This window comes from Pseudomonas sp. NPDC087342, assembly GCF_044744265.1.
Lineage (GTDB): Bacteria > Pseudomonadota > Gammaproteobacteria > Pseudomonadales > Pseudomonadaceae > Aquipseudomonas > Aquipseudomonas nunensis.
Map to the genome: position 1 here is coordinate 16,891 of NZ_JBIUXZ010000028.1, position 14,597 is coordinate 31,487.

13 protein-coding genes are annotated in these 14,597 nt (G+C 60.4%); 10 read left to right on the top strand and 3 right to left on the bottom strand.

The window, feature by feature from the left end:
- Positions 1-11 precede the first annotated feature (11 nt).
- Positions 12-884, bottom strand: a complete 873-nt coding sequence (locus ACIOYV_RS29560) for a hemin ABC transporter substrate-binding protein (RefSeq protein ID WP_265040932.1) — start codon at positions 882-884, stop codon at positions 12-14.
- Between the two features lie 163 nt (positions 885-1,047).
- Between ACIOYV_RS29560 and ACIOYV_RS29565 the strand changes: the two genes are divergently transcribed.
- Positions 1,048-1,365, top strand: a complete 318-nt coding sequence (locus ACIOYV_RS29565; RefSeq protein ID WP_401329517.1) for a Rieske (2Fe-2S) protein — start codon at positions 1,048-1,050, stop codon at positions 1,363-1,365.
- Here the strand turns inward: ACIOYV_RS29565 and sfsA are convergent.
- Both sfsA and ACIOYV_RS29575 read right to left on the bottom strand, forming a co-directional pair.
- Positions 1,362-2,075, bottom strand: coding sequence for a DNA/RNA nuclease SfsA (gene sfsA / locus ACIOYV_RS29570; RefSeq protein WP_054051273.1), 714 nt, complete (start codon positions 2,073-2,075; stop codon positions 1,362-1,364). The genes ACIOYV_RS29565 and sfsA overlap by 4 nt on opposite strands.
- Complete coding sequence (locus tag ACIOYV_RS29575) at positions 2,075-3,247, bottom strand: pyridoxal phosphate-dependent aminotransferase (RefSeq protein WP_401329521.1); 1,173 nt, start codon at positions 3,245-3,247, stop codon at positions 2,075-2,077. Before ACIOYV_RS29575 ends, sfsA begins: the two co-directional genes overlap by 1 nt.
- A 332-nt stretch (positions 3,248-3,579) precedes the next feature.
- Here ACIOYV_RS29575 and dksA point away from each other — a divergent pair, with 332 nt between their 5' ends.
- The 9 genes from dksA to panC all read left to right on the top strand — a co-directional run bounded on the left by dksA (position 3,580) and on the right by panC (position 14,584).
- The gene (gene dksA / locus ACIOYV_RS29580) at positions 3,580-4,020 is read left to right on the top strand and encodes an RNA polymerase-binding protein DksA (RefSeq protein WP_007902025.1); all 441 of its coding nucleotides are present in this window, start codon (positions 3,580-3,582) and stop codon (positions 4,018-4,020) included.
- 206 nt (positions 4,021-4,226) lie between these two features.
- Complete coding sequence (gluQRS, locus tag ACIOYV_RS29585; protein WP_401329525.1) at positions 4,227-5,123, top strand: tRNA glutamyl-Q(34) synthetase GluQRS; 897 nt, start codon at positions 4,227-4,229, stop codon at positions 5,121-5,123.
- Positions 5,124-5,198: 75 nt separating this feature from the next.
- Positions 5,199-5,375: a hypothetical protein gene (locus ACIOYV_RS29590; RefSeq protein ID WP_003176118.1), complete on the top strand. Its 177-nt coding sequence runs from the start codon at positions 5,199-5,201 to the stop codon at positions 5,373-5,375.
- Positions 5,359-8,277, top strand: coding sequence for a sensor histidine kinase (locus ACIOYV_RS29595; RefSeq protein WP_401329528.1), 2,919 nt, complete (start codon positions 5,359-5,361; stop codon positions 8,275-8,277). Before ACIOYV_RS29590 ends, ACIOYV_RS29595 begins: the two co-directional genes overlap by 17 nt.
- Positions 8,278-8,335: 58 nt before the next feature.
- Complete coding sequence (locus tag ACIOYV_RS29600; RefSeq protein ID WP_054051281.1) at positions 8,336-9,772, top strand: sigma-54 dependent transcriptional regulator; 1,437 nt, start codon at positions 8,336-8,338, stop codon at positions 9,770-9,772.
- A gap of 887 nt (positions 9,773-10,659) precedes the next feature.
- Positions 10,660-12,060 (top strand): polynucleotide adenylyltransferase PcnB, encoded by a 1,401-nt coding sequence (locus ACIOYV_RS29605; RefSeq protein WP_054616641.1) that lies wholly within the window; start codon positions 10,660-10,662, stop codon positions 12,058-12,060.
- Between the two features lie 3 nt (positions 12,061-12,063).
- Entirely contained in the window at positions 12,064-12,555 is a 492-nt protein-coding gene (folK, locus tag ACIOYV_RS29610; protein WP_401329532.1) for a 2-amino-4-hydroxy-6-hydroxymethyldihydropteridine diphosphokinase, read from the top strand.
- Between the two features lie 371 nt (positions 12,556-12,926).
- Positions 12,927-13,727 carry a 3-methyl-2-oxobutanoate hydroxymethyltransferase gene (gene panB, locus ACIOYV_RS29615; RefSeq protein ID WP_054051288.1) on the top strand — a complete coding sequence of 267 codons (801 nt, stop codon included), beginning with the start codon at positions 12,927-12,929 and terminating at the stop codon, positions 13,725-13,727.
- On the top strand, positions 13,724-14,584 hold the full coding sequence (panC, locus tag ACIOYV_RS29620; protein WP_265040938.1) for a pantoate--beta-alanine ligase: 861 nt from the start codon (positions 13,724-13,726) through the stop codon (positions 14,582-14,584). The genes panB and panC overlap by 4 nt, the downstream gene beginning before the upstream one ends.
- The last annotated feature ends 13 nt before the right edge of the window (positions 14,585-14,597 follow it).

Genomic DNA, 14,597 nt, shown 5'->3' on the forward strand with positions numbered 1-14,597 from the left:
AACCAGCGTGGTCATTGGCCGGTCGCGCCAGGATAGAAACCGTCAGACAGCTTTTTCAGCGCCTCGGGCAATCGTGGCCCCAACCCGCCTACCAACAATGTCGGATCAAGCTCCATCACTCGCCCATTTTTGGCGGCACGAGTCGAGGAGAGGATTGGATTCTCTTTGAACAGCGCTGCACGGGCCGCGTCGCCGGTCAGGGCGCGATCGGCGAACACCAGCACTTCAGGGTTCAGGCTGGCCAGGGATTCGTTGGAAAACGGTTTGTAACCGGTGTGCGTCGCCAGATTGTGGCCGCCGGCCTGTTGCAGCAACCAATCGGCGGCAGTGTCCTTACCAGCGATCATCGGCTTGCCGCCCATATGACCGAGTAGCAATAGCACGCCCGGCGCTTTCTGCTTGAGTTGGGCCTGGGTGACCCGGGCTTTTTGCTGATCCAGTTGCTGTTGATACGCCTGCAAGGCCTGGGATGCCTGCGCCTCAGCGCCGAGCAACTTGCCCAGATGCTCCAGATTACGTTGCAGCGCCGGCAAATCCGGCTGGGCCGAGAACAGCTCAACTTGAACGCCTGCGGTGCGAATCTGCGAAAGAACCGGCGGCGGACCCATTTCTTCGGTGCCGACCAGAATCTGCGGGCGCAGGCTCAAGATGCCTTCCGCCGACAACTGTCGCTGATAACCGATGCTCGGCAACGCCTTGAGGGATTCCGGATGTTGGCTGGTGGTATCGACGCCGACCAGTTTCGATTCGCCACCCAGCGCACTCACCCACTCGGACAACGCGCCACCGGCGCTGACCCAACGTTGCGGCAGTTCGGCCGCTGCGGCCTGATGGCTGACGAGCAGTCCGACACACAACGCAACAACGCGGGGACTCAGGCGCATAAACAGCTTCCTTAAACGGTATTCCCGGGCATCCGGCGGACAGGCCAAGTATCCTCGGCAGACCGCACGCGCCCCATGGGCGGGCGGCCATTTGATAATTGTTTGCATTTGCACGTCAAGCCCGGACATATCTCGTCACGCGCCGCGCCACTTGAGGATAGACATGAAGTTTCTTTGCCCAGGCCCAGAGTTGGCCGATGCCAGCAGCCGCGGTTTCGACATCGACGGCCAGAAGCTCTTCGCCGTGCGCCGGGGCGGTCAGGTTTATGTCTATATCAACCGCTGCCCGCACCGTGGCGTAAGCCTTGAATGGAAGCCCAACCAGTTTCTCGACCCCAGCAACAGCCTGATCCAGTGCGCCACCCACGGCGCACTGTTTCTGATCGAAGACGGCGAATGTGTGGCCGGGCCGTGCGCCGGGCAATCCCTGACTGCGGTTGCCAGTCGTGAAGACGCGCAGGGAATCTGGGTCAGCCTTTAACCGTTAAGCAACACGTCCAGGCGCCGATCCACCACCATCTCTTCGTGGCTCAGGCGCACGCCATAGGCCAACACCTCGACACCGCACGCGACCGCTTCACGCAGTGCAGCCGCGTAGGCCGAATCGATTTCTTCTGCGGGACGCACGGCCTCGATGCCAGTCAGGTTGACGCAATACAACTGCACTGCTCGGATTCCGTCCCGAGCCAAATGCGCCAATTCGCGCAAATGCTTGGCTCCGCGCTGGGTCACCGCATCGGGAAACGCCGCCACGGGCGTGCCGTCATAACCCAAGGTGACGCTTTTAACTTCCACGTACGCCGGCCCGCTCGGGTAATCGAGGCGGAAATCGATGCGGCTGCTTTCCTGACCGTAAGCGACTTCGCGCTTCAGCTCGGTAAAGCCGTTCAACTCGGTGATCACACCTGCGCGCAGTGCTTCTTCGATCAAGCCATTGGCTCGACCGGTATTCACGCAGAACAAGCGCCCTTGCGGGGTTTCGCCGATTTCCCAAGTGCCAGGCAACTTGCGCTTGGGGTCGTTGGAGCGACTGAACCAGACTTGCCCGCCCTCGACCTGGCAGTTAAGCATCGAGCCGGTGTTCGGGCAGTGAATGGTCAGCAACTCGCCGCTAACGGTTTCGATATCGGCGAGAAAACGCTTGTAGCGACGAATCAAACGACCTTCTTCGAGGGGAGGATGAAAGCGCATCAGCCTTGCCAGCTCTTCAAGCCGCGCGCGATCCGTTCAACCGCTTCCTGCAAGCGCGGCAGGCTTTGGGTGTAGGCAAACCGTACGTGATGTCCGGCCTGATAACGCCCGAAGTCCAGACCAGGGGTGATTGCGACGTGCTCGGTTTCGAGGAAGTGTCGGCAGAACGCGAAGGCATCGCCGCCGAACTGGCTGATATCAGCGTACAAATAGAACGCGCCTTCCGGCTCGACGGCGATGCCGAAACCGAGCTCACGCAAGGCCGGCAACAGGAAGTCGCGACGACGTCCGAATTCGGCGCGGCGCTCCTCCAGAATGCTGATGGTTGCCGGTTCGAAACAGGCCAGCGCGGCGTGCTGGGCCATGCTCGGGGCGCTGATGTAGAGGTTCTGCGCGAGTTTTTCCAGTTCCCCGACCGCCGCTTCCGGTGTTACCAGCCAACCGAGGCGCCAACCGGTCATGCCGAAATACTTTGAAAAACTATTCAGGACGAAGGCGCTGTCATCGACTTCCAGCACACTGGCCGCGTCGGTGCCGTAAGTCAGGCCGTGGTAGATCTCGTCCACCACCAGATGGCCGTGGCGCTGCTTGATCGCTGCCGATAATCCGGCCAGCTCATCGCGGGTCAGGATGGTGCCGGTCGGGTTGGCCGGCGAAGCCACCAGGGCGCCGACGCTGTCGTGATCCCAATGCCGCGCCACCAGGTCCGGGGTTAGTTGATAACGCACGTCCGGACCGACGGGCACCAGTTGCGCCGCGCCTTCTACCAAACGCAGGAAATGCCGGTTGCACGGGTAGCCAGGGTCCGCCAGCAGCCAGTGTTTGCCCGGATCGACCAGCAAGGCGCTGGCCAGCAGCAAGGCGCCGGAACCACCCGGTGTCACCAGAATCCGCTGCGGATTGATATTCAGCCCGTAGCGCTGTTCGTAGAAACCCGAAATTGCCTCACGCAGTTCGGGAATGCCGCGAGCCGCGGTGTAACGGGTCTTGCCCGCGGTCAGCGCGGCCTGGCCGGCCTGGATGATCGGTTCGGCAGTGGTGAAGTCCGGCTCGCCGATTTCCAAGTGGATCACGTCGTGGCCGGCGGCTTGCAATTCATTGGCCCGCGCCAGCAGCGCCATGACATGGAATGGTTCGATCGCACGACTGCGCGCACTGTAGGGCTGAGCCATTAGCCTTCCTTCAACGGGGAAAAGAATCGATTCTACCTATCCGCTGGAACGAGGGAGAACCTAAAGCGGTCAGAGCCGTATAACCGGGGCTGCAAACGACTCGAGCGAGTGTCTCAGGTTTGACTAAAATCAATATTTGATCAGGTCTCCAGCACCACCAGACAAGGCTTTGCAATCATTTGCAAGCACCGTGAGCCACTACCGCGACATCCGGGAGTAGCGCGGTCCGTTTTGATCTGGTAAGTTCGCCCGCTTGCAGCCGCAGGGCCGGCAGGTGTCGGTGATGGAGCAATCCTGCGCAATGGATTACAAGAGTAGAGGCGGTCCATTTCATGCCCACCCAAGCAAAGCAGCAAAACCAGTCGATCAGCGGCTTCGAACCCTACAAAGAAGTTAAGGGCGAGGAGTACATGGGCAAGCCCATGCGCGCTCACTTCACCAAGATCCTGAATAAGTGGAAACAGGACTTGATGCAGGAAGTCGACCGCACGGTTGATCACATGAAAGACGAAGCGGCCAACTTCCCTGACCCGGCAGATCGTGCCAGCCAGGAAGAAGAATTCAGCCTTGAATTGCGCGCCCGCGACCGTGAGCGCAAGTTGATCAAGAAGATCGACAAAACGCTGCAATTGATCGAAGACGAAGAATATGGCTGGTGCGAGTCCTGCGGCGTCGAGATTGGCGTCAAGCGACTGGAAGCCCGCCCTACCGCCGATATGTGCGTTGACTGCAAGACCCTGGCGGAAATCAAGGAAAAGCAAGTCGGCAAGTAATCTCGACTTGAACGAAAAACGGAGCGTGCGAACGCTCCGTTTTTGTTTCCGGCATTTGCTGAAAGCTGCGGCGTCTTCACAATCGCCTTCGCGAGCAAGCTTCGCTCCTACAAGGGCTGGCGCAATCTCCTGTAGGAGCGAAGCTTGCTCGCGAAGGCGGCTTCAAGCCGTACTCAAAACGATTGAACAGTCTAATATCGCCTCTTATGACCGCCATCACTGCCTCCCCCTACATCGGCCGCTTCGCCCCCACGCCCAGCGGTCACTTGCACTTCGGTTCGCTGGTCGCCGCCCTGGCCTCGTACCTCGACGCGCGCTCGATGGGAGGTCGCTGGCTGATGCGCATGGAAGACCTCGACCCGCCCCGGGAAGAACCCGGCGCCCAGGCCGCGATTCTCAAGGCGCTGGAAAGCTACGGGTTCGAGTGGGATGGCGAACTGGTCCGCCAGAGCGACCGGCACGACGCCTACGCCGAAGTGCTCAATCGCCTGTTCAATAATGGCCTGGCCTACGCTTGCACCTGTTCGCGCAAACAATTGGAGCCGTATCACGGTATTTATCCCGGCCTGTGCCGCAATGCCGGACATGGCACTGATGACGCGGCGATTCGCCTGCGTGTGCCGGAGCTGGAATATCACTTCATCGACCGGGTGCAAGGCGAATTCCGCCAGCACCTGGGCCGGGAAGTCGGGGATTTCGTGATTCGCCGCCGCGACGGGCTCTACGCCTATCAACTGGCCGTGGTGCTGGATGACGCCTGGCAAGGCATCACCGATATCGTGCGCGGCGCTGATCTGCTCGACTCCACGCCGCGCCAGCTCTACCTGCAAGAACTGCTCGGCCTGCCGCAACCGCGTTACCTGCATGTGCCGCTGATCACCCAGCCGGACGGTAACAAACTCGGCAAATCCTACCGTTCGCCACCGCTGGCCGACGATCAGGCCACGCCACTGTTACTGCGGGCACTGCGGGCGCTGGGGCAAAATCCCGGCAGCGAACTGGCTTACGCCACGCCACGGGAAGTGCTGAATTGGGGCATCGCCCACTGGGATGCCGCACAGATCCCGCGCACACTGGCGCTGCCCGAGGCGCAACTGCAGTGATGGCACTTGCAGTCGCGCCGCCATCCGTTACCATCGCCGCACGTTTTCGGGCACGCGCATAAAAGAGAGGCCGGGATGTACATCTATCGCTTGGTCCTGCTTTTGGTAGTGGGGATTTACCTGTTCTCCCCGGCCATCATGGATTGGTGGATCGACGCTACTGGCGCCTGGTATCGCCCTTATCTGCTCTGGCTGATTCTGATCGTCGTGACCTTCATCCTGCAGAGCCAAAAAGATGCCGATGAGCTTTAGCCTGACCCAGATGATCCTGATCAGCGCCGCGTACCTGGCGGTGCTGTTCGGCGTCGCCTGGATCAGTGAACGGGGCATGATCCCCCGGGCGATCATTCGCCACCCGCTGACTTACACCCTGTCGCTGGGGGTCTACGCCAGTGCGTGGGCGTTTTATGGCACGGTCGGCCTGGCCTATCAGTATGGCTACGGCTTTCTTTCCAGCTATTTAGGCGTGTCCGGCGCATTCCTGCTGGCGCCGGTGCTGCTGTACCCGATCCTGAAAATCACCCGCACCTATCAACTGTCGTCGCTGGCGGATTTGTTCGCCTTCCGCTTCCGCAGCACCTGGGCCGGCGCGCTGACCACGATCTTCATGTTGATCGGCGTCCTGCCATTGCTGGCGTTGCAGATCCAGGCCGTGGCCGATTCCATCGGCATCCTGACCCGCGAACCGGTGCAACATCGCGTAGCCCTGAGCTTCTGCGCACTGATTACCCTGTTCACAATCTTCTTCGGCTCGCGCCACATCGCCACGCGGGAAAAACACGAAGGCCTGGTCTTCGCGATTGCCTTTGAATCGGTGATCAAGCTGATCGCCATCGGCGGCGTTGGCCTGTATGCGTTGTACGGCGTGTTCGACGGCCCGCAACAGCTGGAACTGTGGCTGCTGCAAAACCAGACCGCCCTCGCCGCTTTGCACACGCCGTTGCAGGAAGGTCCGTGGCGTACGCTGCTGCTGGTGTTCTTCGCCTCGGCGATTGTGATGCCGCACATGTATCACATGACCTTCACCGAAAACCTCAACCCGCGCTCGCTGGTCAGTGCCAGTTGGGGCTTGCCACTGTTCCTGCTGCTGATGAGCCTGGCGGTGCCGCTGATTCTGTGGGCCGGGCTGAAACTCGGCGCAACCACAAATCCGGAATACTTCACCCTCGGCATCGGCATCGCCGCCAACAGCAAGGCTTTGGCGCTATTGGCTTACGTCGGTGGTTTGTCGGCGGCCAGCGGTTTGATCATCGTCACCACCCTGGCGCTGTCCGGGATGGCGCTTAACCATTTGGTGCTGCCGCTGTATCAGCCGCCCGCCGAAGGCAACATCTATCGCTGGTTGAAGTGGACCCGCCGGGCGCTGATCGTCGCGATCATCATGGCCGGTTACGGTTTCTACCTGCTGTTGGGCGCGGAGCAAGACCTGGCCAACCTCGGCATCGTCGCGTTCGTCGCCACGTTGCAATTCCTGCCGGGCGTTCTGTCGGTCCTGTATTGGCCGACCGCCAACCGCCGCGGCTTTATTGCCGGTCTGCTGGCAGGGATTCTGGTGTGGATGGTGACCATGCTGATGCCGCTGGTGGGCAATCTGCAGGGTTTCTACATTCCGCTGCTGAACATGATCTACGTGCTCGACGACACCAGTTGGCACATGGCGGCGATTGCCTCGCTGGCCGCCAACGTGCTGATGTTCACCCTGATCTCGCTGTTCACCAACGCCAGCCCGGAAGAGGCCAGCGCCGCCGAAGCCTGTGCCGTGGACAACGTGCGTCGCCCGCAACGCCGGGAATTGCACGCCGCTTCACCCCAGGAATTCGCTACGCAACTGGCCAAACCCTTGGGCGCCAAGGCTGCGCAGAAAGAAGTCGAACAGGCCCTGCGTGATCTTTATCTGCCATTCGACGAGCGCCGGCCTTACGCCTTGCGCCGTTTGCGCGACCGCATCGAAGCCAACCTCTCAGGCCTGATGGGGCCGAGCGTCGCCCAGGACATGGTCGAAACCTTCCTGCCTTATAAGGCCGGCGGCGAAAACTATGTGACCGAGGACATTCACTTCATCGAAAGCCGTCTCGAGGACTACCATTCGCGCCTCACCGGCCTCGCCGCTGAGCTCGATGCCTTGCGCCGCTACCACCGCCAAACCTTGCAGGAACTGCCGATGGGCGTCTGCTCCCTGGCCAAGGATCAAGAGATCCTGATGTGGAACAAAGCCATGGAAGAACTGACCGGGATTGCTGCGCAGCGCGTGGTCGGTTCGCGCCTGAGCACCATTGGCGATCCGTGGAAAGAATTGCTCCAAGGCTTCATTAATCTGCCGGACGAACACTTGCACAAACAGCACCTGGCCCTCGACGGCCAGACTCGCTGGTTGAACCTGCACAAAGCCGCCATCGACGAACCGCTGGCGCCGGGCAACAGTGGCCTGGTGTTGCTGGTGGAAGACCTGACCGAAACCCAGATGCTCGAAGACAAACTGGTGCACTCCGAACGACTGGCGAGCATTGGCCGACTGGCGGCGGGCGTGGCCCATGAAATCGGCAATCCGATCACCGGCATCGCCTGTCTGGCGCAAAACCTGCGCGAAGAACGCGAGGAGGACGCCGAGCTGACGGAAATCAGCGGGCAGATTCTGGAGCAGACCAAACGCGTGTCGCGCATCGTGCAGTCATTGATGAGCTTCGCCCACGCCGGCAGTCACCAGCACAGCGACGAGCCCGTCTGTCTGGCCGAAGTGGCCCAGGATGCCATCGGCCTGCTGGCCCTGAACCGGCGCAATTTCGAAGTACAGTTCTACAACCTGTGCGACCCCGATCACTGGGTCGAAGGCGATCCCCAGCGGCTCGCCCAGGTCTTGATCAATCTGCTTTCAAACGCCCGCGACGCCTCGCCGCCACACAGTGCGGTGCGGGTCAAAAGCGAAGCCGGCGAACACACGGTCGATCTGATCGTGGAAGACGAAGGCAGCGGTATTCCGAAGAACATCATGGATAGATTGTTCGAACCTTTCTTCACCACCAAGGATCCTGGCGAAGGCACCGGTCTGGGCCTTGCACTGGTCTATTCCATCGTTGAAGAGCATTATGGACAAATCACCATCGACAGCCCGGCTGATGTTCAATGCCAACGCGGTACCCGTATCCGGGTGACATGACCGCGGCATGTCGTTGCGACGTCCGCTGTGAACAGAGCCCGTCGAGAGTATCGAATCAATGCCGCACATTTTGATCGTCGAAGACGAAACAATTATCCGCTCCGCCTTGCGCCGCCTGCTGGAACGTAATCAGTACCAGGTCAGCGAAGCCGGATCCGTGCAGGAAGCACAAGAGCGTTTCAGCATTCCCACGTTTGACCTGATCGTCAGTGACCTGCGCCTGCCTGGCGCACCGGGCACTGAACTGATCAAGCTTGGCCAAGGCACTCCGGTGCTGATCATGACCAGCTATGCCAGCCTGCGTTCGGCCGTCGATTCCATGAAGATGGGTGCGGTGGATTACATCGCCAAGCCTTTCGATCACGACGAAATGCTCCAGGCCGTCGCGCGGATCCTGCGTGATCGCCAGTCGGCACCCGCCGCCGGTGAGCCAGTGGTCGGCAAAGCCGCCAATGGCGCCGCGAAGCCGGGCGTCGATAACAGCAATGGCGAGATCGGCATCATCGGCTCCTGTCCGCCGATGCAGGACCTGTACAGCAAAATCCGCAAAGTCGCGCCCACCGATTCCAACGTCCTGATCCAGGGCGAGTCCGGCACCGGTAAAGAACTGGTGGCCCGCGCCCTGCACAACCTCTCCAAACGTGCCAAGGCACCGATGATTTCGGTGAACTGTGCGGCCATTCCGGAAAGCCTGATCGAGTCCGAATTGTTCGGCCACGAGAAAGGCGCATTCACCGGTGCCAGCGCCGGGCGTGCCGGGCTGGTGGAAGCGGCGGACGGCGGCACCTTGTTCCTCGATGAGATCGGCGAGCTGCCACTCGAAGCTCAGGCTCGCTTGCTGCGCGTGTTGCAGGAAGGCGAAATTCGCCGGGTCGGTTCGGTGCAATCGCAGAAAGTCGATGTACGCCTGATCGCCGCGACTCACCGGGACCTCAAGAGCCTGGCGAAGATCGGCCAGTTCCGTGAAGACCTTTATTACCGCCTGCACGTAATCGCCTTGAAACTGCCGGCCCTGCGCGAGCGCGGTGCCGACGTCAACGAAATCGCCAATGCGTTCCTGGTGCGCCAGAGCGCGCGGGTCAACCGCACCGACCTGAAGTTTGCCCCGGATGCCGAACAGGCAATTCGTCACTACACCTGGCCGGGCAACGTTCGTGAACTGGAAAATGCGGTCGAACGCGCGGTGATCCTGTGCGAGAGTCCGGAAATTTCCGCCGAGCTGCTGGGCATCGACATCGAACTGAGCGATCTGGACGATGACGACTTCATCGGCCTGCCACCGCAACAGGGCAACGCCGCCGGTAACAATAGCCATGAGCCGACCGAAGACCTGTCACTGGAAGACTATTTCCAGCACTTCGTCCTCGAGCATCAGGACCACATGACCGAAACCGAGCTGGCCCGTAAACTCGGGGTCAGCCGCAAGTGCCTGTGGGAACGTCGCCAACGCCTGGGCATTCCACGGCGCAAGACCGGGGTGGCCAGCGAAAGCTGAACGTCACCTGTAAGGTGTGCAGGTAACACCTGACTCTGTGAAAAAACTGTTACCCCAGTCTTTTCACGTAACAGAAGCCGGGGCTTACGGTAACGAAGCCCCGGTTTTTTTGGGCCTCGAAAAACCTCACCAGACCGCCTAAGCCCTTGTTTTGCTGGGCCTCGCAAAAGTTGGCACGCACCCTGCTATATGTTCAGTACAAGAACAATAACAAGCAATGCACAAGACAATAAAAATAAGACGAATCGACTCACGCACAATAAAAACAAGACGGCGAGAGGCGCAGCTAACTGATTCTTTTGGAGAGGCGTTGTATTTGGGGCTTGCCCCACGACCAGGCCGAGAACAACAAAAACTGTCCTAAGACAGAGCCTGAACTGGTTGGATCGAAAGATCACTGCAACACAGCGACCAAAGCAATCCGTTTGCTCTTGGCTCCCGATTGGGAGGGTCATGAAGGAAAAACTTCATGGCGAGGGCACTTAACAAAAACAAAAAGCCCGAAACCAATAATAAAAATAGAGCATGCAACTACTTCTTGGGGAGCTTCGGCTCCCCTTGTAGTTTCTGGCGTTTGAGCCCGCGTATCGACCGCTTCTCGTTCGCACGTAGCAGCTGTCGAGCACCGCGAGGCTGCGTCCGGCGGCGAAGCCGTCGCAAGATAAGCAACCGCAGTCCCCCTGACCCACCGCAATCTATGTTTTTACGACGGCTTCGCCGCCGGACGCTGCCTCGCGCTGCTCGTCCGCTGCTACAGGGCTTTCCAGATATGCCCTTCACGCGGTTTCGCAGCTTCCTACACCATCCCCCGACTAAATGCTAGAATCCCGGCCCATCATGCGGTCATTCTTCGTTATGGCCGAACATTCCTTCAAACAGTGCATCCCATGCTGAAGAAGTTGTTCCAGTCATTCCGTTCTCCCAAGCGTCATACGCAACACATCCGCAGCACGCCTGAAGTGCTCAACAGCGGCCAACATTCGCTGCAAAAGGGGCAATTCAGCCGCTACGCGGTGAATATCGTCGAACGCCTGCAGAACGCCGGTTACCAGGCTTACCTGGTCGGCGGTTGTGTGCGCGACATGATGCTCGGCATCACGCCGAAAGATTTCGACGTCGCCACCAGCGCCACCCCCGAACAAGTACGGGCAGAATTTCGCAATGCGCGGATCATCGGCCGTCGTTTCAAACTGGTGCACATCCACTTTGGTCGCGAAATCATTGAAGTCGCGACCTTCCGCGCCAACCACCCGCAAAACGATGAAGAGGAAGACAGCAACCAGTCCTCCCGCAACGAGAGCGGGCGCATCCTGCGCGATAACGTCTATGGCACCCTGGAGGAAGACGCGCAACGCCGCGACTTCACCATCAACGCCTTGTATTACGATCCGGTCAGCGAGCGCATCCTCGATTACGCCAACGGCGTACACGACATCCGCAATCACCTGATCCGCCTGATCGGCGACCCGAAGCAACGCTACCAGGAAGACCCGGTACGGATGCTGCGGGCCGTGCGTTTCGCCGCCAAGCTGAATTTCGGTATCGAAAAACACAGCGCCGCGCCGATCCGCGACCTGGCGCCGATGCTGCGCGAAATTCCGTCGGCACGCCTGTTCGAAGAAGTACTCAAGTTGTTCCTCTCCGGCCACGCCGCGGACACCTTCGAGATGCTGGTCGACCTGCAGTTGTTTGATCCACTGTTCCCGGCCAGTGCCGAGGCGCTGGAATACAACCCGACGTACACCCACACGCTAATCAGTGAAGCGCTGATCAACACCGACCTGCGGATCAAGCAGAACAAACCGGTGACCCCGGCGTTCCTGTTTGCCGCACTGTTGTGGCCGGCCCTCCCAGCCCGCGTGTTGCGCCTGCAAGAACGCGGCATGCCACCGATTCCGGCGATGCAGGAAGCGGCGCACGAACTGATTGCCGAGCAGTGCCAGCGCATTGCGATTCCGAAACGCTTCACCATGCCGATCCGCGAGATCTGGGACATGCAGGAACGCCTGCCACGCCGTAGCGGCAAGCGCGCCGACCTGTTGCTGGACAACCCGCGGTTCCGTGCCGGTTACGACTTCCTGCTGTTGCGCGAAAGCGCCGGCGAGCAGACCGATGGCCTGGGCGAATGGTGGACGGATTATCAGGACGCGAACGACAGCGAACGTCGCGACATGATCCGCGACCTCAGCGGCAAGGATGACGGCACCGGCGCACCGCGCAAACGTCGTCGCAGCGGTGGCGCCAAGCGCAAACGCGCCGCCGGCGCACCGAGCACCACGGGCGAGTAAGTCATGGAACGCGTCTACATCGGCATGGGCAGTAATCTGGCTGACCCCGCCGAACAGTTGCGCAGCGCCGTCGAGGCGCTGGCGCGGTTGCCGCAAACCGAATTGGTCGGGGTGTCCGGGTTTTATCAAAGCGACTCGCTGCTGCCCGGTCAACCGCGCTACACCAACGCGGTTGCCGCACTCGACAGCCGCCTCGCGCCGCTGGACCTGCTTAATGCGCTGCAAGCCATCGAAAACGGCCAGGGTCGCGAGCGCCTTGAACGTTGGGGGCCGCGCACGCTGGATCTCGACATTGTGCTTTTCGGCGATCGCCTGATCGACGAGCCCCGCCTCAAAGTCCCGCACTACCATATGCAGGAACGCGCCTTCGTCCTGTATCCACTGGCCGAACTGGCGCCGGCGGATCTGCGTTTGGCGGATGGCCGAGCCCTCGCTGAACTGCTTGCGGCATGTCCGTTCGTCGGCCTCGAACGCCTCCCCCAAGCTTCACGCTAATCCCCTGTGAGAGCGAGCTTGCTCGCGATAGCAATCTGACAGTCACCATCATCGTTGAATGTCAGACCGCTATCGCGAGCAAGCTCGCTCCCACATTGGTTTTGGGTAAAACATTAGATTTGCGTGAGCCCACGCCTGCTGAATCGCATCAGTTACCCCGGTAACACCTCACACGTAACAATGCGGTAACACACACAATTGACTTCCCGAGTCCTCCTCACGACTATAGGCGTCCCGCTGCCGCCAACGCGGCGCTAAAGGGCGCAATCCAGGCCTTATAAGCACGACAAAAGACCGTGCGCCTGAGTAAATGAAGAATCACGCGCGTTACTCGCAGTAGTTTCCATAGCGCCTGAACGAGGATTTTTTACATGCCAGCCATCACCCTGACCACGCTCCAGAGCCTCAAGCAGAAAGGTGAAAAAATCACCATGCTGACCTGCTATGACGCGACCTTCGCCCACGCCTGCAATGAGGCCGGTGTCGAAGTGCTGCTGGTGGGCGACTCCCTCGGCATGGTTTTGCAAGGTCACGACAGCACCCTGCCCGTTACCACCGCTGAGATGGCCTACCACGTGGCCGCCGTCAAACGCGGCAATGCCGACGCCTTGATCCTCGCCGACCTGCCGTTCATGGCCTACGCCACCACCGAACAAGCCATGACCAACAGTGCCCTGCTGATGCAGGCCGGTGCGCACATGGTCAAGGTCGAAGGCGCCTTGTGGCTGGCGGACTCGATCCGCCTGCTGGCCGAACGCGGTGTGCCGGTGTGCGCGCACATGGGCCTGACCCCGCAATCGGTCAACATTCTGGGCGGCTACAAAGTCCAGGGCCGCAGCGAAAACCAGGCGCGGCAGATGCGTGCCGACGCCATCGCCCTGGAACAGGCCGGTGCGTCGATGTTGCTGCTCGAATGCGTACCGAGCGAATTGGCTGAAGAAATCACCCAAGCCGTGGGTATTCCGGTGATCGGCATCGGCGCCGGCAGCGGCACCGACGGCCAGGTATTGGTGCTGCACGACATGCTCGGCCTGTCGATCACGGGTCGCGTGCCGAAGTTCGTGAAGAACTTCATGGCCGGACAAGTCAGCATCCAGGCAGCACTCGGCGCTTACGTCTCTGAAGTCAAAGCAGCGACTTTCCCAGGTATCGAACACGGATTCTCTGCATGAACACCGTCAAAACCGTCCGCGAACTGCGGGCTGCCATCGCCCGTGCCCGCGGTGAAGGCAAGCGCATTGCTTTCGTCCCGACCATGGGCAACCTGCACAGCGGTCATATCGCGCTGATTGCCAAAGCCTCCCAACGGGCGGATTTCGTGGTCGCGAGTATTTTCGTCAACCCGCTGCAATTCGGCGCTGGCGAAGACCTCGACAAGTACCCGCGCACGTTGGCGGCGGATCAGGAAAAACTGCTTCAGGGCGGCTGCCATCTGCTGTTCGCCCCGACCGTCGAAGAAATGTACCCCGACGGCATGGCCGGCCAGACCCGCGTCAGCGTTCCGCAACTGTCCGAAGGCCTGTGCGGTGCCAGCCGTCCAGGGCATTTCGAAGGTGTGGCAACGGTGGTCAGCAAGCTGTTCAACATGGTCCAGCCGGACCTGGCGATCTTCGGCCAGAAAGACTTCCAGCAACTGGCGGTGATTCGCGCCCTGGTGCATGACCTGAACATGCCGATCCAGATCATCGGCGAACCGACCGTCCGCGCCGCCGATGGCCTGGCGTTGTCGTCGCGCAACGGTTTCCTCAGCGAAGAACAACGAGCGACTGCGCCCGTGGTGTATCGCACGCTGTCGTCGATTGCCGATGCGATCAAACAGGGTGATCGCGACTATCCGGCGCTGATCGAGGCACAGATCAAACAGCTAGAAGCGGCTGGATTGCGCACTGATTACCTGGAAATCCGCCATGCCGTGACCTTGCGGCCGGCCACTGCGCAAGATCGGGACCTGGTGATTCTGGTGGCGGCGTTCCTCGGGACGACGCGGTTGATCGACAACCTGCACCTGAACCTCGACGCTTCCGCCTAAACACCGCAATCCC